This window comes from Citrobacter sp. RHBSTW-00029 (assembly GCF_014104295.1).
Lineage (GTDB): Bacteria > Pseudomonadota > Gammaproteobacteria > Enterobacterales > Enterobacteriaceae > Citrobacter > Citrobacter youngae.
This window is the reverse complement of the sequence record NZ_JABXRT010000001.1, coordinates 3,002,834-3,029,561: the sequence shown is the minus strand read 5'-3', so window position 1 is coordinate 3,029,561 and position 26,728 is coordinate 3,002,834. Positions and strand designations below refer to the sequence as shown.

Below are 26,728 nucleotides of genomic sequence, written 5' to 3'. Positions count from 1 at the left end.
AACAACGTAAGGCCCCTGCGCTATGCAAACACAAATCAAAGTCCGTGGTTTTCATCTTGATGTCTATCAGCACGTCAACAACGCCCGCTATCTCGAGTTTCTGGAAGAAGCCCGTTGGGATGGTCTGGAAAACAGCGACAGCTTTCAATGGATGACCGCACACAACATCGCTTTTGTGGTCGTGAATATAAATATTAACTACCGCCGTCCAGCGGTGCTAAGCGACCTGCTGACCATCACCAGTCAGGTGCAACAGCTAAATGGCAAAAGCGGGGTGTTAAACCAGACAATTACCCTGGAGCCGGAAGGGCAGGTGGTGGCTGACGCGTTGATTACCTTCGTCTGTATTGATTTGAAAACGCAAAAAGCGCTGCCGCTGGAAGGGGAGTTACGCGAAAAACTGGAGCAGATGGTGCAGTAGCTCAACGTTGCCTGATGGCGCTTCGCTTATCAGGCCTACGGGCGACATTGCGTACGATGAATGCTGTCGATAGGCCGGATAAGGCGTTTAAGCCGCCATCCGGCACTATTCGCTCAATTATTTCAGGCCGGTTTTCTGCTTCATTGCCGCCATCACTGTCGGTTTATTCGCCAAATAATGGTTCAGGCCGTTGGCACGCAGATTACACGCCGCACAGTGACCGCAACCGTCACCTTTGATGCCGTTATAGCAGGTTAGTGTTTCTTCGCGTACCAGGTCCAGCTTGCCCCAGTAATCAGCCAGCGCCCAGGTTTCGGCTTTATCGATCCACATCAGTGGGGTTTCAAAGCGAATATCTTTCGCCATCCCCAGGCTTACGGCATGGTTCAGGGCTTTGACGAACTCATCGCGACAGTCCGGGTATCCAGAGAAATCCGTTTCACAAACGCCGGTAATGACTGCCTCTGCCTGCACCTGGTACGCGTAAATTGCTGCCAGCGTTAAGAACAGAATATTGCGTCCTGGCACAAAGGTATTGGGAATGCCGTTCGCATCCGGTTCGTAATCGGGTACCGGAATATTATCGCGGGTCAGGCTGCTGACAGCCAGTTCACTGAGCAGTGTGACATCAAGCACTTTGTGCGCGCGTGCGCCAAGTTTTAAGGCCAGGTCACGTGCGACATCAATCTCAGCGCGATGGCGCTGACCATAATCAAAGGTCACGCAGTGCACTTCATCATACTGATGCAGCGCTTGCGCCAGACAAGTCGTGGAGTCCTGACCTCCACTGAATACAACAACGGCACGTTTCATGGCTTTTCCTGACAAAATAACGAAGCCCTTATGGTAGCGCCTGGGCGTGTCGCCGACCAGCTTCTTCACGCTGAAGGAGGTGGCAACCAGGCTTCGGTAAACTCAAACCAGCCACGAGGATTCAGGCGTACGCCGTTCACCCCTGGTGGCGCGCTGATGCGATAGTGATAATTGAACAGTGGCGTCAGGGTAGCGTCATGCATTAGCGTGGCGAAAACTTGTTGTAAAGCCGCGTGGCGATCGTCCTCATCGGCCTGGATTTGTAGGGCATCCAGGGTCGTTTGCAGATGTGTGTATGCTGGCGCATTCAATACATGTGACCAGAGCTGATCGCAGCGCAACCACTGTTCGAGAGTATATTCAGGTGCTTCACCAATCAGCCTGTCGCCCATCATCAGGTCGGCCTGGGCTAAAGGATGATCGCCATCCCAGTTTTTAGCATTATGAAAAATAAGGGTTAATTCGCATCCAAGCAATGCCAGCGCCTGGCGAAGCTGTTCAGCCATGGCGTGCAGTTCTACCGGCAGGTGGTAAGCCAGCGTCAGTTTTTCTGGTAGCGCTACTTCGTCGAGTTCATTCCATTGCGGGATATTCCACCCGGGCAGCAGTGCAGTGCTTGGCGTGATCAGATTTTCATCCACTTCAAGCGTTTGTAGCAGGGAAGAACGGTGGATGATATTGATCAGTCGACGGGCCTGCTGCGTATTCAGGCGCGCGCTTTTTCTGAGTGTGAGATAGCAAAAACCAAGGCTGATCCCGCTGCTTACCTGGCTTAGCATAGGTAACTCTTCGGGTTTACCAATCGCAATTTGCACCGGATGGCGGCAGCTGGTACCCAAATCCTGGGAGAAGAGCTGCGGGGTTATCCAGTATTCAATGGCTTTTAGCAGCGGATGACTCAGATGGTAGTGATCGTGACTCTCGATACGCACCAGCTCAGGAGTAAACAGTGTCAACCTGAACGGGCCGGTACCCACAAACGGGTGCTCAGGATGCGCCAGGTGACTGCTGTAGCTCGCCAGACGGTGCGCCAGCCAGAAGTCGGGACGATGCAGAATAAAGGTCAGACACTGGGGATGCGTAACCTCAATGCGCTTTACGCTGATAAACAGCTTATTCAGCGCAGGTAATTCTAACAGCTTCAGCAACTGTTGATGTAGCTGGGTGCTGCTGACCGTATCGCCGTTATGCCAATGCAGGGTGGAACGAATATAGAAATCCCAGCGCAGGCCGTCAGCGGAGATATTCCAGTGGTGGGCTAAGTCTCCACAGGGACGTTGCGTAGTGCTGTCAAATCGGGTCAGGCCAGAGAAAATTTGTCCGGCGAGGTGTTGCTCCGCACGACCGGGGAGAAATCCTGGGTGCAAAGGGTCAAGCGGGCGGTAATAGGGGATACGCAGGGTTGGCGTGTCGTTTTGCCATTGGCCGCCCATAAACGGCTGTAGCAACGTTCTTAATTCTCCCGGTGCTAACTGAGCCAGTTCCAGCACGCTAAGCTGTTCTCCCTTTTGCAGCGCCTGTTCCATCATGGTGTTGCGCAGGGAATCCGGCGTCACCAAAAAGCGTAATTGCCCGCGTTTCCCACGCCCAGACTGGGCGTGCCACTCCAGCCAGCCAGCATCCTGCGCTTGCTTCAGCAGGGTTCGCACGTGGCGCTCACTGCAAAAACAGCGTTCGGCCAGTTCCCCGACGGTCACCGACTGCGGTTCGCCGTTCGAAGGCTGCCATAGGCGTTGGTATTGGTTCAGGCGATTCAACAATCTCATATACACTTCATCCTTCAAGCTGCCTCTTTGTTGGCTGCGTTTATTCACCCCAGTCACATACTGAAATGTATGCTCCTGGGCGTTCATTCACTTGCCGCCTTGATGCAACTTGAATGATTTTCTGTAATAAACCCGGAACAATTCATTTTATCTATTCACTATTACTTCCGTATATCTCAGGTGATACTGAATCACAAGTTAACCGCGTCACAGTGTGGAGAAAGAAATGGCTCGTCTGGCTGCATTTGATATGGATGGCACCCTTTTAATGCCGAATCACCATTTAGGTGACGAAACGCTTTCAACGCTGGCGCGTCTGCGTGAACGCAATATCACCCTGACATTTGCCACTGGCCGCCATGTGCTGGAAATGCGCCACATTTTGGGTTCTATCTCACTGGACGCCTTTTTGATCACCGGTAACGGCACGCGCATTCACTCTCTTGAGGGCGATGTGTTGCACCGCCAGGATCTGGATCCGAATGTTGCGGATATCGTGTTACATCAGAAATGGGATACCACCGCCAGCATGCATGTCTTTAATGACAACGGTTGGTTTACCGGACAAGAGATTCCCTCACTGCTACAGGCGCATGTGTATAGCGGATTTCGCTACCAGATTGTCGATGTGAAACGTATTCCGGCTCATCAGGTAACGAAAATCTGTTTCTGCGGCGATCATGACTCTCTGATTCAATTACGTATTCAACTGAATGAAGCGCTGGGAGAACAGGCGAATCTCTGTTTCTCCGCGGTTGATTGCCTCGAGGTGCTGCCGCTGGGCTGTAACAAAGGATCTGCGCTGGCGGTGTTGAGTGACCACTTAGGATATTCAATGGCCGAGTGTATGGCGTTTGGCGATGCTATGAACGATCGCGAAATGTTAGGCAGCGTTGGGCGCGGCCTGATTATGGGTAACGCAATGCCGCAACTGATGGCTGAACTGCCTCATTTATCGGTGATTGGGCATTGTCGCAATCAGGCGGTGTCACACTTTTTGACGCATTGGCTGGACAATCCGCATCTACCTTATTCCCCCGAATGAGAGATCCCTTCCAGCAAGCCAGACTTCGCGTCTGGCTTTTTTTTGTCTGCTCAGTGTGTATTCAGCAACTGGGCAAGTTCCGCTTTCCACGGCGTTAAATCACCGATTTGTGCGTCAACCCATTGCGGGTTGTAGTAGGTTTCCAGATAGCGTTCACCGCTGTCGCAGAGCAGCGTCACCAGTGAACCGGTTTCTCCGGCGTTGCGCATGCGCGCGGCAAGTTGCAGCGTTCCCCACATGTTGGTGCCGGTTGAGGCACCGACTTTACGACCCAACTGCGTTTCCAGCCAGTGCGCGGTAGCCACGCTGGCGGCATCCGGCACGCGCAGCATTTCATCGACCACGTCAGGAATGAAAGAGGGTTCTACGCGCGGACGCCCGATACCTTCAATTTTGCTTCCTACCGGGCTGCGCAATGTCGCATCGCGATCCTGCCAGAAGGGCAGAAAAACCGAATTCTCCGGATCCACTACCATCAGGCGAGTATCGTAGCCCTGGCAGCGGATATAGCGGCCAATGGTTGCTGAGGTGCCGCCGGTGCCGGCGCTCATCACGATATGGCGGGGAACGGGGTTGGGCTCGCACTGCATCTGACGAAAGATGCTGTCGGCAATATTATTATTGCCACGCCAGTCGGTGGCGCGCTCAGCATAAGTGAACTGATCCATGTAATGACCGTTCAGTTCACGCGCCAATTGTTCAGAGGCCGCATAGATTTCGCAGGCGCTTTGCACGAAATGACAGCGACCGCCGTAAAATTCAATCTGTTCAACTTTACGTTTCGCCGTACAGGAAGGCATGACGGCAATAAACGGCAGCCCTAACAGTCGAGCGAAATAAGCCTCAGATACCGCCGTTGAACCGGACGATGATTCAATGATGGTGGTGCCTTCTTTGATCCAGCCATTGCACAATCCGTACAGAAACAGTGAGCGCGCCAGACGATGCTTCAGGCTCCCGGTCGGATGCGTGCTCTCATCTTTTAAATAGATCTGAATGCCCGGAAACGCCGGTAGCGACAGACGAATGAGATGCGTATCTGCAGAACGCTGATAATCCGCGTTGATTTCATTGATGGCGTTTTTAACCCAGGAGCTATTCATCATTAATAGATATCCGTTTGTCATTTTGTGCCCAGAATAGCGAAAAGCACGGAAAAAATTGTTGCCATTTAGCCTTTAAAATAGAATGTAAGTAGAAAATTCTTCTCTGTGGAGTGGATATGCTAGACAAAATTGACCGTAAGCTGCTTGGCTTACTGCAACAGGACTGCACCCTTTCTTTGCAGGCGTTAGCAGATGCCGTTAATCTGACTACCACTCCCTGTTGGAAACGCCTCAAACGGCTCGAGGATGACGGTGTTCTGCTGGGCAGAGTCGCCTTGCTGGATCCGGAAAAACTGGGGCTGGGCTTAACCGCGTTTGTGCTGATCAAAACTCAGCATCACAGTAGCGAATGGTATTGCCGCTTTGTCACTGAAGTGACCGGAATGCCTGAGGTTCTGGGATTCTGGCGTATGGCTGGGGAGTATGATTACCTGATGCGAGTGCAGGTCGCTGATATGAAAAGCTACGATGAATTTTATAAGCGCCTGGTGAACAGCGTACCGGGCCTGTCTGACGTCACCTCCAGCTTTGCTATGGAACAGATTAAATACACAACTGCTCTCCCTATTGAATAATTCTCCCGGCGCTTATTGCCGGAAATTTTGTCAGGACATAACGCGTGCGATTATTTGCTCAATTAAGCTGGTACTTCCGCCGGGAGTGGCGTCGCTACCTCGGGGCGGTGGCCTTGCTTATCATCATCGCTATTCTTCAGCTTATCCCGCCAAAAGTGGTCGGTATCATCGTGGACGGCGTGACGACACAGCGGTTCACCACCGAGCGACTGCTGATGTGGGTTGGCACGATTGCCCTGATTGCGGTGGTTGTCTATTTGTTGCGCTATGTCTGGCGCGTACTTTTGTTCGGCGCATCCTACCAACTGGCAGTTGAACTACGCGAAGACTATTACCGCCAGTTGAGCCGCCAGCATCCTGAATTTTATCTGCGTCATCGCACCGGCGATCTGATGGCGCGTGCAACTAACGATGTTGATCGGGTGGTGTTTGCGGCTGGCGAAGGTGTATTGACGCTGGTGGACTCGCTGGTCATGGGGTGCGCGGTGTTGATCGTGATGTCTACGCAAATCAGTTGGGAGCTGACGCTTATCGCGCTACTCCCAATGCCGGTGATGGCGATAATGATCAAACGTTACGGTGATCGACTCCATAACCGCTTTAAGGTTGCGCAAGCAGCGTTCTCCAGCCTTAACGATCGTACTCAGGAAAGCCTGACCAGTATCCGTATGATTAAGGCTTTTGGTCTGGAAGACCGACAGTCGGCGCTATTTGCCGCAGATGCTAAAGATACCGGCAAGAAAAACTTACGGGTCGCCCGCATTGACGCCCGTTTTGACCCCACGATTTATATCGCCATTGGTATGGCTAACCTGCTGGCTATCGCCGGGGGAAGCTGGATGGTGGTTCATGGCTCTCTGACCCTTGGTCAGTTAACCAGTTTTATGATGTATCTCGGGCTGATGATTTGGCCGATGCTGGCGCTGGCATGGATGTTTAACATTGTTGAGCGAGGCAGCGCCGCGTATAGCCGTATTCGCGCCATGCTGGCTGAAGCGCCGGTAGTGGATGACGGCACAGAACCCGTGCCGGAAGGACGCGGCGAGCTGGCGGTGGCAATTCGCGAATTTCGCTACCCGCAAACGGCTCATCCGGTGCTGGAGAATGTGAATTTCCAGCTTAAGCCAGGGCAGATGCTGGGTATTTGTGGCCCGACCGGCGCGGGTAAAAGTACGGTGTTGTCGCTGATCCAGCGTCATTTTGATATCACCGAGGGCGATGTGCGCTTTCATGATATCCCGTTAACTCGCTTGCAACTTGATAGCTGGCGTAGCCGTCTGGCAGTGGTCAGCCAGACACCTTTCTTGTTCTCGGATACGGTCGCCAACAACATAGCGCTTGGACGCCCACAGGCCACACAGGAAGAGATCGAACATGTTGCACGTCTGGCCAGCGTGCATGAGGATATTTTACGTCTTCCGCAAGGCTATGACACCGAAGTGGGTGAACGCGGGGTGATGCTGTCCGGTGGACAAAAACAGCGTATTTCTATCGCTCGTGCGCTGCTGCTGAATGCTGAAATCCTGATTCTTGACGATGCGTTATCGGCGGTGGATGGTCGTACTGAACATCAAATCCTGCATAACCTGCGCCAGTGGGGAGAAGGCAGAACCGTGATAATCAGCGCTCACCGTTTATCTGCGCTGACAGAAGCCAACGAGATTATCGTGATGCAGCATGGGCATATTGCCCAGCGCGGTGAGCATGAATCTTTAGTGCAACAGCCTGGCTGGTATCGCGATATGTACCGCTATCAGCAACTGGAAGCGGCGCTGTCTGATGCGCCAGAAATAAACGAGGAGGCGGCTAATGCGTAGTTTTGGGCAGCTATGGCCGACCCTGAAAAGACTGCTGGCGTACGGCTCTCCGTGGCGAAAACAGCTGGCAATTGCGGTAGTTATGCTGTGGGTGGCGGCTGCGGCGGAAGTCAGCGGCCCACTGCTGATTAGCTATTTTATCGATAACATGGTGGCGAAGAACAATCTGCCGCTGGCGATGGTTGCTGGGCTGGTGGCGGCATATGTCGGTCTGCAACTGTTGGCGGCGGGCCTGCATTACGCGCAGTCATTACTCTTTAACCAGGCGGCCGTTGGTGTGGTGCAGCAGTTACGTACCGATGTGATGGATGCCGCGCTACGTCAGCCGCTCAGTGCTTTCGATACTCAGCCAGTCGGGCAGCTTATCTCACGTGTGACCAATGACACCGAAGTGATCCGTGACCTGTATGTGACGGTGGTCGCGACGGTACTGCGCAGCGCCGCCTTAATCGGTGCCATGCTGGTGGCGATGTTCAGCCTTGAGTGGCGTATGGCGCTGGTGGCGATGGCCATTTTCCCGGCGGTGATGGTGGTGATGGTGATTTATCAACGCTACAGCACCCCGATTGTGCGTCGGGTGCGCGCTTATCTGGCGGATATTAACGATGGCTTTAACGAAGTCATCAACGGCATGAGCGTTATCCAGCAGTTCCGCCAGCAGGCGCGATTTGGCGAGAGAATGGGGGAGGCCAGCCGCTCGCACTATATGGCGCGTATGCAAACCCTGCGACTGGATGGCTTTTTGCTGCGCCCGCTGCTGAGCCTTTTCTCGGCGCTGATCCTCTGCGGTTTGCTGATGCTGTTTAGCTTTACCTCTGGCAGCTCCATTGAGGTTGGGGTGCTGTACGCGTTTATCAGCTACCTCGGCCGTTTGAACGAGCCGCTGATCGAGCTAACCACCCAGCAATCAATGCTGCAGCAGGCGGTTGTCGCCGGCGAGCGAGTGTTCGAACTGATGGACGGGCCTCGTCAGCGCTATGGTGAAGATGATCGACCGCTGAAGAGCGGGGACATTGAGGTGGATAACGTTTCATTTGCCTATCGTGACGACAATCTGGTGCTGCAAAACATCAGTCTGTCCGTGCCTTCGCGCAGCTTTGTAGCGTTGGTCGGGCATACCGGTAGCGGCAAAAGTACGCTGGCCAGTCTGCTGATGGGTTACTACCCGTTGACGCATGGCGAAATCCGCCTTGACGGACGTCCGCTGTCTTCACTGAGCCACAGTGTGTTACGCCAGGGCGTGGCGATGGTGCAACAGGATCCGGTGGTGATGGCGGATACCTTCCTGGCAAACGTCACGCTGGGGCGTGATATCTCAGAAGAACGGGTGTGGCAGGCGCTGGAAACCGTACAGCTAGCCGAGCTGGCGCGGGGTCTGAGCGAGGGTATTCATACCCGGCTGGGCGAGCAGGGCAATAATCTATCAGTCGGGCAGAAACAGCTGCTGGCGCTGGCGCGCGTGCTGGTCGAAACGCCGCAGGTGCTGATTTTGGACGAAGCGACGGCCAGCATTGACTCCGGTACTGAACAGGCTATTCAGCAGGCGTTGGCAGCGGTGCGTGAGCACACCACGCTGGTGGTGATTGCGCATCGGTTATCCACTATTGTCGATGCGGATACCATTCTGGTACTGCACCGGGGACAGGCCGTTGAACGCGGCACGCACCAGCAACTGCTTGCCGCACAGGGCCGCTACTGGCAAATGTATCAACTGCAGTTGGCGGGCGAAGAGCTGGCGGCTAGCGTAAACGAAGATTCGGCAATCGCCTGATGGCGCTGCGTTTCTCAGGCCTACAGCCAGTGTGGTTTCGTAGGCCTGAGAAAGCGTTTTCGCCACCATCCGGCAATCAACAATCTGGTGCAAAAATGTAACGCACTATGCACCGTTATAGTGCATTTTTTCTTTTTCTCTCCTGGCCGTACCCCGTGCGGCTGAATCATCCCGCGTTTTTCATTCCTGGCACATCCCTTGCAATATTCATTTGGTGTATCTGCAGCCACTACTGAATTCTGACTGGAGGGGATCTATGAAGCTGGTTACCGTGGTAATCAAACCGTTCAAACTGGAAGACGTCCGTGAAGCATTGTCGTCTATTGGTATTCAGGGGCTGACCGTCACCGAAGTGAAGGGCTTTGGCCGACAAAAAGGTCATGCCGAGTTGTACCGGGGAGCTGAATACAGCGTCAACTTCTTACCCAAAGTGAAGATTGATGTGGCAATTGCTGATGACCAACTGGATGGCGTAATTGATGTCATCAGTAAGGCCGCCTACACCGGAAAAATTGGCGACGGCAAAATTTTCGTCGCCGAGCTGCAACGTGTGATTCGTATTCGTACCGGCGAAGCCGACGAAGCTGCACTGTAACGTCTGGCACACAGTGATAGGAAACCAAAAAATGAAGATAGCGACGATGAAAACAGGTATTGCTTCACTGGCGCTGCTGCCGGGTCTGGCGATGGCGGCACCGGCGGTTGCAGATAAAGCGGATAACGCTTTTATGATGATCTGTACCGCGCTGGTGCTGTTTATGACCATCCCAGGCATTGCGCTGTTCTATGGCGGTTTGATTCGCGGTAAGAACGTGTTGTCGATGCTGACCCAGGTGACGGTGACATTTGCTCTGGTTTGTATTTTATGGGTGGTTTATGGCTACTCACTGGCCTTTGGCGAAGGAAATAATTTCTTCGGTAACTTCAACTGGGTCATGCTGAAGAATATTGCACTGACGGCGGTCACGGGGAGCTTCTACCAGTACATTCACGTTGCTTTTCAGGGGTCTTTCGCTTGCATTACCGTTGGGCTTATTGTCGGTGCACTGGCTGAGCGCATTCGGTTCTCTGCGGTGCTGATTTTTGTGGTGGTGTGGCTGACGCTGTCCTACATCCCTATTGCACACATGGTCTGGGGCGGCGGTTTGCTGGCTACTCACGGTGCGCTGGATTTTGCTGGCGGTACGGTAGTACATATCAACGCTGCGATTGCCGGCCTGGTTGGGGCTTATCTGATTGGTAAACGCGTCGGTTTTGGCAAAGAAGCGTTTAAGCCACATAACCTGCCAATGGTCTTTACCGGCACGGCTATTCTCTATATCGGTTGGTTTGGCTTTAACGCTGGCTCCGCGGGTATGGCGAATGAAATTGCTGCGCTGGCCTTCGTCAATACCGTTGTTGCAACCGCGGCCGCCATTCTCGGCTGGATCTTCGGTGAATGGGCGCTGCGTGGCAAACCGTCCCTGCTGGGCGCGTGTTCTGGCGCCATTGCCGGTCTGGTAGGCGTGACACCTGCCTGTGGCTATATCGGTGTCGGCGGCGCGCTGATTATCGGTGTCGCTGCGGGGCTGGCTGGCCTGTGGGGCGTAACCATGCTGAAGCGCTTTCTGCGCGTTGATGACCCGTGTGATGTCTTCGGTGTTCACGGTGTGTGCGGCATTGTCGGCTGCATCCTGACCGGCGTTTTCGCGGCCAGCTCTCTGGGCGGCGTAGGCTTTGCCGAAGGCGTTACCATGGGGCATCAGTTGCTGGTACAACTGGAAAGCGTGGCGATCACCATCGTCTGGTCCGGCGTGGTGGCCTTCATTGGCTATAAGCTGGCGGATATGACGGTGGGGCTGCGTGTACCAGAAGAGCAGGAACGCGAAGGTCTGGATGTGAACAGCCACGGCGAGAACGCTTACAACGCTTGATGTTTCAATCTGCCGGATGGCAACGCTTTTGCGTCACCATCCGGTAATTCTCAATTACGATTACGCATTACCCCTTCCTGCACGGTAGAAGCAACCAGCACGCCGTCCTGCGTATAAAACTCCCCGCGAACAAAGCCCCGTGCGCCGGAGGCCGAAGTACTCTCGACGTTATACAACAACCACTCATTGATATTAAACGGACGATGGAACCACATGGAGTGGTCAATGGTGGCGATCTGAATCCCTTTTTCCAGGAAACCAATTCCGTACGGCTGCAGCGCAACAGGCAGGAAGTTCAGGTCTGAAGCATAACCCAGCAGATATTGGTGGACGCGCAGATCGTCCTGCAACTCGCCGTTTGCACGGATCCAAACCTGGCGCGCCGGAGGTGCGACGTGACCTTTTAAGGGGTTATGAAATTCAACCGGACGCACTTCCAATGGACGATCGTTGATAAATTTTTCTTTCAACAGCGGCGGCAGCAAATGCGCCACTGAGCGAGCAATTTCTGTTTCTGATTTAAGCTCATCGGGACTCGGCGCATCCGGCATGGTTTTCTGATGTTCAAATCCGTCTTCCGGCGCCTGGAAAGAGGCTGTCATGTAAAAAATAGGTTTACCATTCTGGATTGCGGCAACGCGGCGCGCGCTGAAGCTGTTACCATCACGCAGCACCTCGACATCATAGATGATGGGCTTTTGGCTATCGCCGGGGCGTAAAAAGTAGCTGTGAAAAGAGTGGACCAGACGCTCTTCCGGTACGGTTTCTTTGGCGGCATACAGCGCCTGACCGACAACCTGTCCCCCAAAAACCTGACGTAACCCTAAGTCTTCACTTTGGCCCCGAAAGAGTCCTTCTTCAATTTTTTCCAGATTTAACAATGTCAGCAAATTTTTCAGTGCCAGACTCATACGTGCTCTCCAGGTAATAGCGTTCTCGCAGCGAGGTAGGCAGAGTATAACGCAATTTTGAAAGTGGTCCGATGGGTGCAATTGTCTGAATTACTGGCCGATTACAGGCAAAACCAGCTGTCTTGTGCCACACTTAGTCACGTTATGTTTTTGTTAACCACTCTTCTGGCGAGGAAAGTTCTCGCTGGTGCATAGATGATAAGGAGAATTTAATGAAACTCGTGCACATGGTAAGTGGTTTAGCGGTTGCGGTCGCTCTGGCGGCCTGTGCTGATAAAAGCGCGGATATTCAGACACCTGCGCCAAGCCCTAATACGTCAATTGCTGACACACAGTCAAAAATTCAACAGCCGAATGTGTCTGGTACGGTATGGATCCGCCAGAAAGTTGCCTTACCGCCGGATGCCGTGCTGACCGTAACACTGTCAGATGCATCGCTTGCCGATGCACCGTCAAAAGTGCTGTCGCAAAAAGTTGTACGTACCGAGGGTAAACAAGCACCATTCAGCTTCGTACTCCCGTTTAACCCGGCAGATATTCAGCCGAACGCCCGTATTCTGCTGAGTGCGGCGATTACGGTGAATGATAAACTGGTCTTTATTACTGATACCGTCCAGACGGTGATCAATCAGGGAGGGACTAAAGCCGACCTGACCCTGGTCCCGGTCCAGCAGACGGCTGTTCCAGTACAGGCGAGTGGTGGTGCCGCGACAACGGTACCGTCAACGTCACCCACACAGGTGAATCCGTCTTCCGCCGTTCCTGCCCCGACACAGTACTAAGGGCATACTAACCCTCTCCATCCGGAGGGGGTTAGTACACCCAGCGATAGCGCTGTAAATCGATTTGTCCACTCCCTGAAACCACAATACCTTCCGCCAGCAACGCCTGACGCTGTCGTTGTAGGTCTGGACCTGTAAGCGAAATGGCACCATGACGATTAACCACCCGATGCCAGGGCAAAGTGCTGCCTTCGGGGAGACGCTTAAGCACGCCGCCTACCTGGCGAGCAGCACGCGGTGAGCCAGCAAGCCTGGCGACATCGCCATAGGTGGTGACGAATCCTTCGGGGATTGAGGCAACGATTTGCCAGACGCGTTGAGGGAAAGAGTCTTGTATATCCATCGTTTTTTCCTGCGCTAATCCTCCAGCATAATCCCGAATGACGAGGTAGTGAAGCTTCATTGCACAAGAAAACAGCATCCGGTGCTGGATGGGTTGCAATTACCGGGTGCAGCAGTGATAATGCGCCTGCGCGTTGGTTGACAACGCTCTCAATGGGGGCTCTGTTGGTTCTCCCGCAACGCTACTCTGTTCACCAGGTCAGGTCCGGAAGGAAGCAGCCAGGGCAGATGACGTGTGTGCCGGGATGTAGCTGGCAGGGCCCCCACCCAATTCTGCCGTCCGGCAATCTCAATTCTTCTCATCTTCTTTTCTTTGTCATCGTATTGTCATTTTATTGTCATCAAATGCTGTCAATGTGTTTCGGGGATGTTATTTGATGCTTTTGCCGCTGCCATCGCGCTGTAACGACATGGTCTTACATCCGGTGTGTTTTGGCTGACCACAAGGATTTTCTACGATGTCGACCGCTGTATTGAATGTCAAAATTGATGAGGCGCTAAAAGAAAAGCTGCGTCACTACGCTGAAGTGAATAATGAGAACCTAAGTATCTCGACGGAAAAATTGCTACTTATCGCGTTTTCCGCCATTGAAGAGGCGGGAGTCTCCGCTGATGATATTGATAGCCAGCATACGGAAGAATCCGTGGTTGAAGCACTGACTCCTAAAGAAATCAAAGCATTGCGCAGATTACTGAAGAAGAAAAAATGAAACAACAACCGCTCTCAACCGCCTGTAATTATGGCGAAGCCTGTGAATTGCTACGTTCCGGTTATGTGAAACATGTTCGTTTGAGCTGGAATGTCGGTAGCGATGAGTTTTTCCGTATTGCTTCTGACTGGTGCGATGCCGGGGCGAAAATTAAGAAAGACGGCGAGAATTTTGTGATTTCCCTGAAGGGGTTCCCGGTTCCTCCTCAGCGGTAATAATGCCCAGACATCCTCGTCCATCACGGTATTCCAGGACGAGTCTTTTGACTCGTCGCTTAGATTATTTTGCGCATTTTCCCGTGACTTGCCTGTAAACGCAGATTATCCCAAATGGGTTGCAACGTCCGGAAAGCCGAGCGCATTGTGTCATCGGGCAGAGCAAAGGGCATACGCAAAAAGCGATCGAATGCGCCATCCAGGCCGAAGCGCGTCCCGGTACCCAACTGAATACCTGCACTTTCGGCACGGGTGGCAAAGAGTGTTGCCAGCGTATCGGGTAATTCAACCCAGAAAGAGAGTCCCCCCTGTGGTTGAGTAAACTGCCACTCCGGGAAATGTGTCTTCATCAGGTCATGGCACAGATCGCGCCGGGTGGTGAGCAATTGCCGTCTGTCGGGAAGAAAATCGGCCGCATTGTCCAGCAACCAACCCGTGGCAAGCTGTTCAAGCACTGGTGATCCTAAATCAAATGTGTCGCGAGTCTGTACCAGCGCGGCAATAGTACGTGACGAGGCCCGAATCCATCCCAGACGCAGACCTCCCCAGAAGCTTTTCCCTGCCGATCCCAGCAGGATCACCGGCGCACCGCGATTGAATGCAGCAAGTGGAGGCGGAGGCGGGGCGTCATACCACAGGTTCACCATGGTCTCATCGACCACCAGCGTGGTGCAGGTTCTTTCCGCAATATCCGCCACAACCTGGCGAGTTTCGGCGTCCATACAGCGTCCGGTCGGGTTGTGAAAGTCCGGCATCAGATAGGCCATTCTCGGGGCTGTTTGCGCGAGGGTGGCAACCAGACCCGCTGTATCCCAACCGTGCTCAGGCAGCGAAACGCCGACGGGGCGACATGATGCCCCTTGTATTGCTGCAATCGCCAGCGGATACGTGGGGTGATCGACCACTACGCGATCGCCGGGACCGGTGAGTAAACGCAGGATCAACGCCAGGCCGCTGACCGCGCCGTTCACGACCATTATTTCATCCGACTGTGTGGGTAATCCACGTTCGCAATAATGCCGGGCGATGGATTCACGCAAAACCGCCAGTCCCTGCGGCAGATACCCGGAGCTCAGCAAATGCTGCGGCATCGCAAATAACGCTTGTTGGTAAGCCTGATGAATTTCTGGCCCGGCGCTGAGGGCCGCTGTGGACAAATCCAACGCTGTGCCGGTACTGGTTCGCGTAGGCACATGACGAATGTGTTCCGGCAGGATCACCCGTGAGCCGCTCCCATGACGGCTTTCCAGATATCCCTCTTCACGCAGTTGCGCCATGGCGCTGGCGACGGTGGTTCGGCTCACTTCCAGAACGGCAGCGAGCTCGCGTTCGCCGGGCAAGCGACTATCCAGTGCCAGTCGACCATCCAGGATCAGCAGACGTAACGCTTCCGCCAGTTGTCGCCAGATAGGCGTTCGCGAGGGGCTTTCCTGCCAGTGCCCTAGCAGGCGCTGCAAAGATTGACTTCCGTAACGGCGAGATGACATAGCAGTCCACTTTTTGAAAACTGGACATTAATCATAGTGCCAATTGCGGTGAAGATGAAAGCTATCTGAGAGGCGAGGAGAAAATTATGCTGCGTCGTTTACTTCAGCTGTATGTTGGACTGGCGCTGTACGGCGTTTCGACGGCGATGTTTGTCCGTGCAGATTTAGGGGCTGATCCGTGGAACGTATTTCATCTGGGCGTGGCAAATCTATTATCGATGAATATCGGCCTGGTGATCATCGCCGTGGGTGTATTGGTACTGCTGGCATGGATACCGCTACGCCAGCGCCCCGGATTTGGCACTCTCAGCAATGTCATTATGATTGGTTTGGCGGCAGATGCCGCGCTGGTGGTGATCCCAGGATTCGAATCGCTACTGACGCGCAGTGGACTGCTGGTTGCGGCGGTGATCCTGAACGCGTTAGCCACCAGTCTGTACATTGGCGCCGGTTTTGGTGCGGGCCCACGTGACGGCTTGATGACCGGCATTCATGCGCGTACTGGTTGGTCTGTACGGACTATCCGGACCGCAATCGAGGTGTCGGTTTTGCTCAGCGGTTGGCTTCTTGGCGGAACCGTGGGTGTTGGAACGGTACTGTATGCGTTAGCTATTGGACCGTTAATTCAGATTTGCCTGCCGTGGTTTCGTCATCTGCCGCAGTCACGTATTTGTGTTCGGAATGAGCCTACGGCGTGATTGCCTGCTGACGACTAAACTTAACCTCGACTGACGCGGCTGGAATCGGCTTGCCGCGCAGTACACTTCGGAGGTTTATCTGATGAAGTATGTTGATGGTTTTGTTGTTGCCGTTCCTGCCGAAAACAAGGAGGCATATATCGCGATGGCGGCAAAGGCTGCGCCGCTTTTCAAGGAATTCGGTGCACTGCGCGTTGTGGAGTGTTGGGCTGATGATGTTCCCGACGGTAAGTTGACCGATTTTCGTATGGCGGTGAAAGCGCAGGATCATGAAGAAGTGGTATTCAGCTGGATTGAATACCCTTCCAAAGAAGTCCGCGATGCGGCGAACCAGAAGATGATGTCCGATCCCCGTATGAAGGAGTTTGGTGAATCTATGCCATTTGATGGCAAGCGAATGATCTACGGCGGATTCTCGCCCATTATGGAAGAGTGACATGACTGGCTGTGCGGCGTGCCGCCAGCCATCTCAATACACGCCAGTGCCATGCTAAAGTCGTTTTTCCGCCCACAGAATAAATTCCGCCTTTGGCAGTGCTTTGCTGTACAACCAGCCCTGACCATACTGCACGCCATGTTGACGTAGCCAGCTTTCCTGGTTCTCGGTCTCGATGCCTTCTGCCACCATTTCCAGCTTCAGCGTTTTGGCTATCTCGATAATATGTGGCGTGACGTTATTGTATTCCAGCGCATCGACGAACGATTTGTCTATCTTCAGGATGTCTACATCCAGATCCTGCAAATAGCTCAGACTGGAATAACCGGTACCAAAGTCATCAATATAGATTGAGTGACCCGCCTGACGGTATTTAGCAATAAACGGCGCGCTGTTTTTCGGGTCGGCAAATTCGCGTTCAGTCAGTTCCAGGGCAATTTGTGCGGGTTTTAGTTGCCAGTGGTTAACCATGCGGCTTAGCAGCGCCGGAAGCGTTTCGGACTTCAAATCGGCCGACTCAAGGTTGAGTGATATATGCTGTTGAGGATGTTGATGCAGCCATTTACCTAGATCCTCGAAGACGTTTTCAATAATCAAACGTGTGAGTGGTTCTGTCAGGCCGGTTTCTTCGGCCAGCGGGATAAAAATATCGGGTGAGAGATAGCTACCGTCAGCTTGTCGCCAGCGGGCCAGTGCTTCCGCACCCACGACCTTTCCTGTTTTGAGCGAAATAATGGGCTGGTAATGGACCTTGATAGCCCGGTTCTGAATGGCATCTTGCAATTGGTGATGGGGGGACTGCAAGCGGCGCAAAATACGCAGGATAAAGAGGGCGGTGAGCAGGCCAATAATGAGCCCTGCCGGGAGCCAGATCAGCGCCTGTCGGTGCCAGGATTTTTGCAAAGGTAATGTCGACGCCCAGCTTACGATAGTGATGCCCAGTTCGGGGAAAGGGCGAGAATTATAAATACTGCCCTCTTTTTGAAAATGGCTGATAGAACGGTCTTTTTGCAGATGATGTAACACGTCTGAAGGGAGATCGGCACTACTGGCCACCACGACGTTGCTTACTGTACCCACAATGGCGACTTCGATAGGCCATGAACCAAATGGAATGACATCAATGAACGATCCCGGATCGATCATCACGACATAATGTTCGCTGCCGAGCGCCGCCATAAAACGTTGTATTCCGAGGTCGTTTTGCGAAGTTAACCAGGCGCGATAGCCATCAGGTGTCATTTTCATTGGTGGCGGAAACGCAGCAGCCAGGCTCCTTTTCTCAAGGGAGGAACATTGTGGAACATTGCCTTTGAGGTACATCACTTCCTGAATATAACGGTAGCTGTATGACAACCGGCGCATTTCCAGCAAATGTTCCTCTGAGCAGGGCACACCCTGGAAGGCTTCTATTTTGCGTAGCGCTTTTTTGGCCTGTTCGCCGACGCGTTCTGTACGCAAAGCGACGCGGGTAGAGAATGAATCAAGTTCATCGATAAATTTCGTTTCGACCTGACGATGTGCCAGCCACAGGCTTAAACACACCGGTACGAGGATGGACAGAACCAGTATTCCCGTCACCAGGCCAATCAGATGTCGTGTTGTCACGGTGATATCCTTATTTACACAGCATAGGGAAAGTATATCTGAAAGCCGAAAAAGCTATTCGATTGGCATCATATATTTACGGCCACTTATCATCCCGTTTAGTAGCCCACAACGTAAATCGGGTTGTGATTCGTACAAGAGTGGTGTATTTTGTTGGCTATGTTATAACGTAACAAATTGAGGTTGCCATGAAACCGGATATCCACCCTTTTTATCGCCCAGTGGTGTTTCACGATACCAGTGCCAATGAATACTTTAAGGTCGGTTCGACGATTAAAACCGAACGAGAGATTGAGTTCGAGGGCCAAATGTACCCGTACGTAACGCTTGATATCTCGTCTAAGTCACATCCGTACTATACCGGTAAACAGAAAACCTTCGATAATGAAGGCAGCGCGGCTCGTTTCCAGAAACGTTTCGGCCACTTCATTGGCACTAAGCGAGGTTAAGATGCAGGTACTCAATTCACTTCGCAGCGCAAAGCAGCGGCACCCTGACTGCCAGATAGTCAAACGCAAAGGGCGTTTGTACGTCATCTGCAAAACGAATCCGCGGTTTAAAGCGGTACAGGGCCGTAAAAAAAGACGTTAGTCACTTCGCCAGCATTACAGGGACTGAAGTGCGTTCCCCTCGTGGGACGCACTTTTTTTGTTTGTGACAGGGCGTGATTACTGACTAGCCTGCGCGCGGGTTAGTGTGAAGACATCATAAAATGACAGTTCGCCTTTCCGCGTTATCATTTTTTGCAGTTGGGCCTTATGCTCACTGTCGACTTGGGGAGAGTGCAGAATAGTGTCGATCAGCGAGGGTGGCACAAAGCGTGTGTTGTACCATTCACCGTTATAGCAGACTCTGAAATCCAGTACGTCAATGTCTTCAAAGCGGTAACGTGGCGCAACGTCAAAAAAGAAAAAGGCGTTGAGTAAGGCGAACAGTACAACCAACAGCCATACCGAATCGACCAGCGTTTCTGATTGCAGCATAACCGCCAGTGTGGCAAAAAACGCAACATACATGCCGATAAATAGCCCTGGATGTTTACGAATAAAGCTGATGCTAAAGCGCGGTTTGTTGTCGCGCTTTTCGCGAATATTTAAGTCATCGATGGTTTCGGTAAGCAGGCGTTGTATTTCTGTCATCTCTTGCCTTCGTGAAGTCTGCAATAGTCAGGAGGGATCAGCCCATTTTAAAAGGGGATACTGTCTGAGAAAAGTAACAGATTAACCACAATTTAGCATAACAGTTACATATCAGATCACAGTGTTTTGATGATCCGTGCCGGATTGCCTCCGACGACGGTGTTTGCCGGAACGCTTTTCGTCACCACTGCGCCTGACGCCACAACCACATTGTCGCCCAGTGTTACCCCCGGATTTATGACTGCGCGACCACCGATCCAGACATTATTCCCGATGGTTACAGGTTTCCCTAGTTCAACCCCGCTATTGCGTTCGTTAGCGTCCAGTGGATGAGTTGCCGTATAGATATGGACTCCCGGTGCCAACATACAGTTATCACCGATGTGGATTGGGCAGACATCAAGCATGACGCAGTCGAAGTTGGCGTAAAACGCTTTGCCGAGATAAATGTTATACCCGTAGTCGCAACGAAAAGAGGGCTCAATGTAAGCGCCTTCGCTTTGCCCCAACAGATCGCGCAGGATAGCCTGACGTTCACTCTGCGCATCGGGTGCGGTGGCATTGTATCGGTGGATGAGTAGGCGTGCGCGGAGACGGTCGTTGCGCAACGTTTCATCTGCCGGGCGATACAATTCGCCGGCGATCATCTTTTTCTTATCTTCACTCATTACGAACTTTCCCGTTTGCTGATAGGCAGTCACAGTACAGTAAAACGCAATGCAGGGAAGGGGAACGTTCCCGTTTTCTCACTGTGATCGCAATCACGTGATTTGAATTAAATAATGATAGTTGGTGCGGGAAATGGTCAGCCAGACAAACAAATGTTTCGCGATACCTGACTTAACCTCATGAGCAATTAACGAATAAATTTCCAAACAGATGTTGGGATCTTGTCGTAGAGCTTATTCATTGTCAATTCAGCAAGACGATGATCGGCGGCTGAGTAAAATACAGCCAGTTCATTGTCAGACAATTCATATTTATTTTTCTCAATAACACGTTCAAGCGTGTCAATTGTTTGACAGCGTCGCAGGCGCATCAAATAATCTGTTTTAGTTAATGGTTTATCGGACATAACTCTTACCTATGATTGTAATAATTTTTAACAAGACAAACTGACAGGATTAGCCCTGGTGGCATTGACAAAACAGCGAAACAGTCGATTACCTGACTTCCGCCATTTCTGTAGATCCTGCGTATTAATACCATAACTACTGAACAACATAAAAGTGTCATCCAGGTATTCATCAATCTGCGCGATCAGCTTATTGTCCTCATTGTACTTAATTTTATAATTAAGTGCGAAGGTTGCAATATGCTCTATCAGTTCATTGAGCTGCAAGCTGGTTGCAGAGGTAGGGTCATTTACCCAACCATGATTGCTTTGTTCAAGGTTTGCAAGACAGTCATGATACAGGGTTTCGCAGAGAAATTTAAGCTGCGCGATATCATGTCTTTTCGGTGAGTATTCATCCATAACGCATCCCCTTCTTAGTGGTTTAGACTAACCGAACACCTTTCGGGATGGATACAACAAACGACCTGGAACTTGCCCGCGACTCCTGATGATTTAACTATAATCTACTCTAAAAAAGATTTCATCGTCATATCACGAAAAATTACAATTATGCAAAATTATGACGCAGTCCCATTTTTACATTTTAACAGATAAATGCCGGTATTCGAAATGGAACAACTTCTTTATTCTCGGCCAATCATCACGTTATCTTGTTTAGGTTTAGCAACGAAAGGCGACAACCGACTCTGTGAACGAAAACTAGGAATAGTCTTAATATTTATTTAAGTAAATAAGGGTTCATGACGTTTTTTAAGAATAGCCTTTAGACTCACAAGGATTATATCGCTTATTTAAACAAGAGAAAATAAACGAAATCGCAATAAGCGCTTTTTATGATTTTTTTCCAGAAAAAAGGCCGCTTGCGCGGCCTTATCTTTAGGAATGTATCAATGATGCTCAACTGAGTGGCTATGTTCAACATCTTCGTTCTTGCGGCTAAAGCGGCGGCGGACCACCACAAAGAACACCGGAACAAAGAAGATAGCCAATACGGTTGCTGTGACCATCCCGCCCATTACGCCAGTACCGACGGCGTTCTGCGCGCCACTCCCTGCACCGGAGCTGATAACCAGTGGCATTACGCCGAGGATAAAGGCTAACGATGTCATCAGAATCGGACGTAAACGCATACGAACTGCGTCCAGCGTCGCTTCTACCAGGCCTTTACCTTCTTTATCCATCAAGTCTTTGGCGAATTCGACGATCAATATCGCGTTCTTCGCCGACAACCCAATGGTTGTGAGCAGGCCCACCTGGAAGTAAACGTCGTTGGTCAAACCACGGAATGTTGCCGCCAGCAGCGCACCGATAACCCCCAGTGGAACGACCAGCATAACGGAGAACGGAATTGACCAGCTCTCGTACAATGCCGCCAGACACAGGAAGACGACGATCAGTGAAATCGCATACAGGGCAGGTGCCTGGTTACCGGACAGCCGTTCCTGGTAGGACATGCCCGTCCAGTCATAGCCGATACCGGATGGCAGTTTGCTGGCCAGTTGCTCCATCATTGCCATCGCTTCACCGGTACTTTTACCCGGTGCGGCCTGGCCCAGGATTTCCATGGAAGGCAGACCGTTATAGCGTTCCAGACGCGGAGAACCATATTCCCAACGTGAGGAAGAGAACGCAGAGAACGGCACCATTTGTCCATCGCTACCGCGGACATACCAGTTTCCAATATCTTCCGGCAACATACGGTATTTGGCTTCAGACATGACGTAAACTTTCTTCACACGACCACGGTCGATGAAGTCGTTAACGTAGCTTCCGCCCCATGCAGCGCCCAGCGTTGTATTAATGTCACTAATGGAAACACCCAGAGCCTGCGCTTTTTCCTGATCGATATCGATCTTGAATTGCGGAGTATCTTCCAGACCGTTAGGACGTACGCCTACCAACAGATCTGGATGTTTCGCGACTTCACCAAACAGTTGGTTACGCGCCTGAGTCAATTTTTCATGGCCCAGACCAGCCTGGTCAATCAACTGGAAGTCGAAACCCGTCGCGGTGCCAAGTTCTACGATTGCTGGCAGGTTAAAGGCGAATACCATGGCGTCTTTAATCTGCGAGAATGCACCCATCGCACGTTGAGTAATGGCCTCAACTTTGTTCTCTTCGCCCGGACGTTCACTCCAGTCTTTCAACGAGACGAACGCGATACCGGTGTTCTGACCACGACCCGCAAAGCCGAAGCCGTTAACGGCAAACACCGATTCAACGTTCGCTTTTTCTTTAGTCAGATAGTAATCCGTCATTTCGTCCAGCACCTTCTGGGTACGCTCTTGCGTTGCACCCGCTGGCAGCTGAGCCATTGACAGGAATACCCCCTGGTCTTCATCCGGCAAGAACGAACTTGGCAGACGAACGAACAGATAGGCCATGCCCACGACGATGATCAGATACAGCGCCAGATAACGACCGGTGCTGCGCAGAATACCGCCTACGCTGTCGGTATAGTGGTGCGTGCTCTTATCGAACATGCGGTTGAACCAACCGAAGAAGCCCGTTTTGCCTTCACCGTGATCGCCTTTAGCAATCGGTTTAAGCATTGTTGCACACAGGGCAGGGGTCAGAATCAACGCCACCAGTACAGACAACGCCATTGCGGAAACAATGGTGATGGAGAACTGACGGTAAATCGCACCGGTAGAACCCCCGAAGAAGGCCATTGGGATAAATACCGCTGACAGTACCATCGCGATACCCACCAATGCGCCCTGAATCTGGCCCATTGATTTACGCGTTGCTTCTTTCGGTGGTAGCCCTTCTTCGGCCATGACACGTTCAACGTTCTCGACCACCACGATGGCGTCATCCACCAACAGGCCGATGGCGAGCACCATTCCGAACATCGTCAACGTGTTTATCGAGAAGCCGAAAATCGCAAGGACGGCAAACGTACCCAATAGCACCACCGGCACGGCGATAGTCGGAATCAACGTCGCGCGGAAGTTCTGCAGGAACAGATACATTACCAGGAACACGAGGATGATTGCTTCTGCCAGCGTTTTCACTACTTCGTGAATAGATATTTTCACGAACGGCGTAGTGTCATACGGGTAAACGATCTTCAGGCCTGACGGGAAGAAGGGTTCCATCTTCTTCAGCTCTTCGCGGATAGCGTTCGCGGTGTCGAGGGCGTTAGCGCCTGTCGCCAGCTTGATACCCAGGCCAGACGCAGGTTTGCCGTTGAACTTCGCAATGATGTCGTAGTTCTCGCCACCCAGTTCGACTTTCGCGACGTCACGCAGACGTACCTGAGAGCCATCCTGGTTCACTTTCAGCAGAATTTTGCCGAACTCATCTGCGGAGGTCAGACGGGTTTGCGCGATGATCGACGCGTTAAGCTGCTGGCCTTTCACTGGCGGCGTACCGCCTAACTGACCGGCCGCAACCTGGGCGTTCTGCGCTTTAATGGCGCTGATCACATCAACCGGCGTCAGTTGGAAGTTGTTCAGTTTATTCGGATCCATCCAGATACGCATCGCGTACTGGGAACCGAACAGCTGCACGTCGCCCACACCTGAAGTACGGCTGATCGCATCCTTCATGTTGGCGCCCACGTAGTCGGAAATATCCTCCTGCGTCATGGTGCCGTTGGTGTTGATGACGCCGACAACCATCAGGAAGCTACTGGACGATTTCTCGACGCTCACGCCCTGTTGTTGTACTTCCTGCGGCAGCAGCGGCATTGCCAGCTGCAGTTTGTTCTGCACCTGAACCTGCGCAATGTCAGCATCAGTACCAGACTGGAAGGTCAGGGTGATCTGCACGGTACCCGTGGAGTCACTGTTTGAGGACATGTACATCAGGTTATCGATACCGTTCATGTTCTGTTCGATAACCTGCGTAACAGTATCCTGTACTGTTTTGGCATCAGCGCCAGGGTAGGTCGCGGAGATCGTCACTGCCGGCGGTGCAATAGTCGGATATTGCGCTACCGGCAATTTGAGGATCGCGAGCCCCCCTGCCAACATGATGATAATGGCGATCACCCACGCAAATATGGGGCGATCGATAAAGAAATTAGGCATGTCTTAACGGCTCCTGTTTAAGTTAAGACTTGGACTGTTCAGGCTGGCTACCGCTTGCGGCTGGCTGGTTATTATCCGCGGTGACTTCCTGCGCTTTAACCTGAGCGCCAGGACGAACTTTCTGCAGCCCACTTACAATCACACGGTCGCCTGGCTTAAGTCCTTCAGTGACTAACCATTTGTCGCCAATTGCTTGTGCTGCCACAATTTGACGCGTTTCAACTTTGTCATCAGCACCGATAACTAATGCACTGGCATCGCCACGCGGTGTGCGGGTAACGCCTTGCTGTGGAACCAGTAACGCCGTTGGGTTTGTCCCTTCTTCCAGACGCGCACGGACGAACATGCCCGGCAGTAGGGTGTGATCCGGGTTCGGGAAGATTGCGCGTAACGTAATTGACCCAGTGGTTTGATCAACCGTCACATCCGAAAACTCCAGCGTACCGGACTGCGGGAATTTAATACCGTCGCTGGTAACCAGTTCGACTTTTGCTTTACCGTTCTCTTGCTTCAGCGTGCCATTGGCCAACTCTTGTTTCAGGCGCAGGAAATCGTTACTTGACTGCGTCACATCGACATAGATGGGATCCAACTGCTGAACGGTCGCCAGTGCGGTCGCCTGACCGTTTTGCACCAGTGCGCCTTCAGTAACAGATGACTTACCAATGCGGCCGCTGATTGGCGACGTGACTTTGGTATAGGCCAGGTTGATACGTGCGGTTTCTACTGCGGCTTTCGCAGCGACAACAGCAGCGTTCGCCTGTTGTGCATCTGCCTGCGCGCTATCGTAGTCCTGTTGACTGATGTACTTCGTACCTAACAGTTTCTGATAACGTTTAACCGTCAGCTGAGCGATATTTGCCGCTGCTTGTGCTTTGGCCAGATCGCCTTTCGCACTTTCGTACGCGGCCTGGTAAGTAGCAGGATCAATCTGATAGAGAGACACACCTGCTTCAATGTCGCCGCCTTCGGTAAAGTTACGCTTCAGGATAATACCGCTGACCTGAGGGCGAACTTCCGCAATGCGAAAAGCACTGGTGCGACCAGGGAGTTCAGTTGTGATCTGTAGAGGTTCAGTTTTGAGCGTCACAACTCCAACTTCTGGCATCTGCTGGCCCCCTTGTTGGGCCTGTTTGTCGTCACATCCTGTTAGCGCTAAGCTGCCTGAGAGCATCAGAACGACTGCCAGAGGCGTTAACCCTCTGTTTTTGTTCATATGTAAACCTCGAGTGTCCGATTTCAAATTGATCAATGGCTTAAAGCCCATAAACCCATTGCTGCGTTTATATTATCGTCGTGCTATGGTACATACATTCACAAATGTATGTAAATCTAACGCCTGTAAATTCACTGACCTATGGCACGAAAAACCAAACAACAAGCACAGGAAACACGGCAGCACATTCTGGATGTTGCCCTGCGTTTGTTTTCGCAGCAAGGGGTATCATCCACCTCGCTTGCGGAGATCGCAAAAGCCGCTGGTGTAACTCGCGGTGCTATCTATTGGCATTTCAAAAATAAGTCGGATTTATTCAGTGAAATCTGGGAGCTAGCAAAACCTAACATTGATGCGTTAGAAACTGAGTATCAGGCAAAATTCCCCGACGATCCACTATCAGTATTAAGAGAAATATTAGTTTACGTTCTTGAAGCGACCGTGACTGAAGAACGCCGACGTTTATTGATGGAGATTATATTCCACAAATGCGAATTTGTCGGGGAAATAGCAACAGTTCAACTGGTTCAACGCAGCCTGTGTCTCGAAAACTATGACCGGATCGAACAAACGCTGCGACACTGTATGGCTGCAAACATGTTGCCGGAGAATCTGAATACGCGCCGTGTGGCAGTGCTACTGCGTAGTTATATCTCCGGGATCATTGAGAACTGGTTATTCGCGCCCGAATCGTTTGATTTGCGAAAAGAGGCGCGCGACTACGTTGCAGTGCTACTGGAGATGTGTCTGCTTTGTCCGACACTGCGTGTGAAGGTCGCAGAGGCGGGCTAACTTTCGGACCCAATACCAGGAATTCTCCTGGAGGGTTTCCCTCCTGCTAT

General features: G+C 52.1%; 28 protein-coding genes and 1 other RNA gene. 16 read left to right on the top strand and 13 right to left on the bottom strand.

Annotated elements, in window-relative coordinates; translation table 11 throughout:
* Positions 1-22 precede the first annotated feature (22 nt).
* The gene (gene fadM / locus HV041_RS14900; protein WP_003021636.1) at positions 23-421 is read left to right on the top strand and encodes a long-chain acyl-CoA thioesterase FadM; all 399 of its coding nucleotides are present in this window, start codon (positions 23-25) and stop codon (positions 419-421) included.
* A gap of 117 nt (positions 422-538) precedes the next feature.
* On the opposite strand, the gene queC is transcribed toward fadM, so the two are convergent.
* Together queC and HV041_RS14890 are read right to left on the bottom strand one after the other, a co-directional pair.
* Positions 539-1,234: a 7-cyano-7-deazaguanine synthase QueC gene (gene queC / locus HV041_RS14895; RefSeq protein WP_121584297.1), complete on the bottom strand. Its 696-nt coding sequence runs from the start codon at positions 1,232-1,234 to the stop codon at positions 539-541.
* A 65-nt stretch (positions 1,235-1,299) separates the two neighbouring features.
* Positions 1,300-3,000 (bottom strand): SgrR family transcriptional regulator, encoded by a 1,701-nt coding sequence (locus HV041_RS14890; protein ID WP_121584298.1) that lies wholly within the window; start codon positions 2,998-3,000, stop codon positions 1,300-1,302.
* A 226-nt stretch (positions 3,001-3,226) separates the two neighbouring features.
* Here HV041_RS14890 and cof point away from each other — a divergent pair, with 226 nt between their 5' ends.
* Positions 3,227-4,045, top strand: a complete 819-nt coding sequence (cof, locus tag HV041_RS14885) for an HMP-PP phosphatase (RefSeq protein ID WP_121584299.1) — start codon at positions 3,227-3,229, stop codon at positions 4,043-4,045.
* A 50-nt stretch (positions 4,046-4,095) separates the two neighbouring features.
* On the opposite strand, the gene HV041_RS14880 is transcribed toward cof, so the two are convergent.
* Positions 4,096-5,151 carry a PLP-dependent cysteine synthase family protein gene (locus tag HV041_RS14880; protein WP_220471086.1) on the bottom strand — a complete coding sequence of 352 codons (1,056 nt, stop codon included), beginning with the start codon at positions 5,149-5,151 and terminating at the stop codon, positions 4,096-4,098.
* A 116-nt stretch (positions 5,152-5,267) separates the two neighbouring features.
* Between HV041_RS14880 and HV041_RS14875 the strand changes: the two genes are divergently transcribed.
* The 5 genes from HV041_RS14875 to amtB all read left to right on the top strand — a co-directional run bounded on the left by HV041_RS14875 (position 5,268) and on the right by amtB (position 11,227).
* On the top strand, positions 5,268-5,726 hold the full coding sequence (locus HV041_RS14875; RefSeq protein ID WP_003021649.1) for an Lrp/AsnC family transcriptional regulator: 459 nt from the start codon (positions 5,268-5,270) through the stop codon (positions 5,724-5,726).
* 44 nt (positions 5,727-5,770) lie between these two features.
* Positions 5,771-7,543 carry a SmdA family multidrug ABC transporter permease/ATP-binding protein gene (locus HV041_RS14870; protein ID WP_121584300.1) on the top strand — a complete coding sequence of 591 codons (1,773 nt, stop codon included), beginning with the start codon at positions 5,771-5,773 and terminating at the stop codon, positions 7,541-7,543.
* On the top strand, positions 7,536-9,314 hold the full coding sequence (locus HV041_RS14865) for a SmdB family multidrug efflux ABC transporter permease/ATP-binding protein (RefSeq protein WP_121584301.1): 1,779 nt from the start codon (positions 7,536-7,538) through the stop codon (positions 9,312-9,314). The genes HV041_RS14870 and HV041_RS14865 overlap by 8 nt, the downstream gene beginning before the upstream one ends.
* 256 nt (positions 9,315-9,570) lie before the next feature.
* A complete protein-coding gene (gene glnK, locus HV041_RS14860) occupies positions 9,571-9,909 on the top strand; it encodes a P-II family nitrogen regulator (RefSeq protein WP_003021657.1) in 339 nt (112 codons plus the stop codon).
* Positions 9,910-9,940: 31 nt separating this feature from the next.
* A complete protein-coding gene (amtB, locus tag HV041_RS14855; protein WP_048212419.1) occupies positions 9,941-11,227 on the top strand; it encodes an ammonium transporter AmtB in 1,287 nt (428 codons plus the stop codon).
* Between the two features lie 50 nt (positions 11,228-11,277).
* Here amtB and tesB read toward each other — a convergent pair whose 3' ends face one another.
* Entirely contained in the window at positions 11,278-12,138 is an 861-nt protein-coding gene (gene tesB, locus HV041_RS14850) for an acyl-CoA thioesterase II (RefSeq protein WP_003835934.1), read from the bottom strand.
* Between the two features lie 212 nt (positions 12,139-12,350).
* On the opposite strand from tesB, the gene HV041_RS14845 reads away from it, so the two are divergent.
* A complete protein-coding gene (locus tag HV041_RS14845) occupies positions 12,351-12,920 on the top strand; it encodes a YbaY family lipoprotein (protein WP_048212418.1) in 570 nt (189 codons plus the stop codon).
* A gap of 31 nt (positions 12,921-12,951) precedes the next feature.
* Here HV041_RS14845 and HV041_RS14840 read toward each other — a convergent pair whose 3' ends face one another.
* On the bottom strand, positions 12,952-13,341 hold the full coding sequence (locus tag HV041_RS14840; RefSeq protein ID WP_086523608.1) for an MGMT family protein: 390 nt from the start codon (positions 13,339-13,341) through the stop codon (positions 12,952-12,954).
* 84 nt (positions 13,342-13,425) lie between these two features.
* Here HV041_RS14840 and ffs point away from each other — a divergent pair.
* The 3 genes from ffs (at position 13,426) to HV041_RS14825 (ending at position 14,187) form a co-directional block, all read left to right on the top strand.
* An RNA gene (gene ffs / locus HV041_RS14835) (signal recognition particle sRNA small type) lies at positions 13,426-13,522 on the top strand.
* Positions 13,523-13,720: 198 nt separating this feature from the next.
* Positions 13,721-13,972 carry a hypothetical protein gene (locus HV041_RS14830; protein WP_048212417.1) on the top strand — a complete coding sequence of 84 codons (252 nt, stop codon included), beginning with the start codon at positions 13,721-13,723 and terminating at the stop codon, positions 13,970-13,972.
* A complete protein-coding gene (locus HV041_RS14825; protein WP_005125184.1) occupies positions 13,969-14,187 on the top strand; it encodes a hypothetical protein in 219 nt (72 codons plus the stop codon). Before HV041_RS14830 ends, HV041_RS14825 begins: the two co-directional genes overlap by 4 nt.
* A gap of 59 nt (positions 14,188-14,246) precedes the next feature.
* On the opposite strand, the gene HV041_RS14820 is transcribed toward HV041_RS14825, so the two are convergent.
* On the bottom strand, positions 14,247-15,674 hold the full coding sequence (locus HV041_RS14820) for a PLP-dependent aminotransferase family protein (RefSeq protein ID WP_048212416.1): 1,428 nt from the start codon (positions 15,672-15,674) through the stop codon (positions 14,247-14,249).
* Between the two features lie 86 nt (positions 15,675-15,760).
* On the opposite strand from HV041_RS14820, the gene HV041_RS14815 reads away from it, so the two are divergent.
* Both HV041_RS14815 and HV041_RS14810 read left to right on the top strand, forming a co-directional pair.
* Positions 15,761-16,372: a hypothetical protein gene (locus HV041_RS14815; protein WP_121584303.1), complete on the top strand. Its 612-nt coding sequence runs from the start codon at positions 15,761-15,763 to the stop codon at positions 16,370-16,372.
* An 82-nt stretch (positions 16,373-16,454) separates the two neighbouring features.
* Positions 16,455-16,808, top strand: a complete 354-nt coding sequence (locus HV041_RS14810) for a DUF1428 family protein (protein WP_061067436.1) — start codon at positions 16,455-16,457, stop codon at positions 16,806-16,808.
* A 54-nt stretch (positions 16,809-16,862) separates the two neighbouring features.
* Here HV041_RS14810 and HV041_RS14805 read toward each other — a convergent pair whose 3' ends face one another.
* On the bottom strand, positions 16,863-18,416 hold the full coding sequence (locus HV041_RS14805; protein WP_048212413.1) for an EAL domain-containing protein: 1,554 nt from the start codon (positions 18,414-18,416) through the stop codon (positions 16,863-16,865).
* 188 nt (positions 18,417-18,604) lie between these two features.
* Here HV041_RS14805 and HV041_RS14800 point away from each other — a divergent pair, with 188 nt between their 5' ends.
* Together HV041_RS14800 and ykgO are read left to right on the top strand one after the other, a co-directional pair.
* The gene (locus tag HV041_RS14800; protein WP_005125189.1) at positions 18,605-18,865 is read left to right on the top strand and encodes a type B 50S ribosomal protein L31; all 261 of its coding nucleotides are present in this window, start codon (positions 18,605-18,607) and stop codon (positions 18,863-18,865) included.
* 1 nt (position 18,866) lies between these two features.
* Positions 18,867-19,007, top strand: coding sequence for a type B 50S ribosomal protein L36 (gene ykgO / locus HV041_RS14795; RefSeq protein ID WP_005125190.1), 141 nt, complete (start codon positions 18,867-18,869; stop codon positions 19,005-19,007).
* A gap of 77 nt (positions 19,008-19,084) precedes the next feature.
* Here ykgO and HV041_RS14790 read toward each other — a convergent pair whose 3' ends face one another.
* The 6 genes from HV041_RS14790 to acrA form a co-directional block, all read right to left on the bottom strand.
* Complete coding sequence (locus HV041_RS14790) at positions 19,085-19,555, bottom strand: YlaC family protein (protein ID WP_040232692.1); 471 nt, start codon at positions 19,553-19,555, stop codon at positions 19,085-19,087.
* A gap of 116 nt (positions 19,556-19,671) precedes the next feature.
* On the bottom strand, positions 19,672-20,223 hold the full coding sequence (maa, locus tag HV041_RS14785; protein ID WP_115600829.1) for a maltose O-acetyltransferase: 552 nt from the start codon (positions 20,221-20,223) through the stop codon (positions 19,672-19,674).
* Between the two features lie 188 nt (positions 20,224-20,411).
* On the bottom strand, positions 20,412-20,630 hold the full coding sequence (locus tag HV041_RS14780; protein ID WP_002892050.1) for an HHA domain-containing protein: 219 nt from the start codon (positions 20,628-20,630) through the stop codon (positions 20,412-20,414).
* 27 nt (positions 20,631-20,657) lie between these two features.
* Positions 20,658-21,032: an Hha toxicity modulator TomB gene (gene tomB, locus HV041_RS14775; RefSeq protein WP_003021733.1), complete on the bottom strand. Its 375-nt coding sequence runs from the start codon at positions 21,030-21,032 to the stop codon at positions 20,658-20,660.
* A gap of 488 nt (positions 21,033-21,520) precedes the next feature.
* A complete protein-coding gene (acrB, locus tag HV041_RS14770; protein WP_048212411.1) occupies positions 21,521-24,670 on the bottom strand; it encodes an efflux RND transporter permease AcrB in 3,150 nt (1,049 codons plus the stop codon).
* Between the two features lie 22 nt (positions 24,671-24,692).
* The gene (gene acrA, locus HV041_RS14765) at positions 24,693-25,886 is read right to left on the bottom strand and encodes a multidrug efflux RND transporter periplasmic adaptor subunit AcrA (RefSeq protein ID WP_048212410.1); all 1,194 of its coding nucleotides are present in this window, start codon (positions 25,884-25,886) and stop codon (positions 24,693-24,695) included.
* Between the two features lie 141 nt (positions 25,887-26,027).
* Between acrA and acrR the strand changes: the two genes are divergently transcribed.
* Entirely contained in the window at positions 26,028-26,678 is a 651-nt protein-coding gene (acrR, locus tag HV041_RS14760) for a multidrug efflux transporter transcriptional repressor AcrR (RefSeq protein ID WP_121584304.1), read from the top strand.
* Positions 26,679-26,728 lie beyond the last annotated feature (50 nt).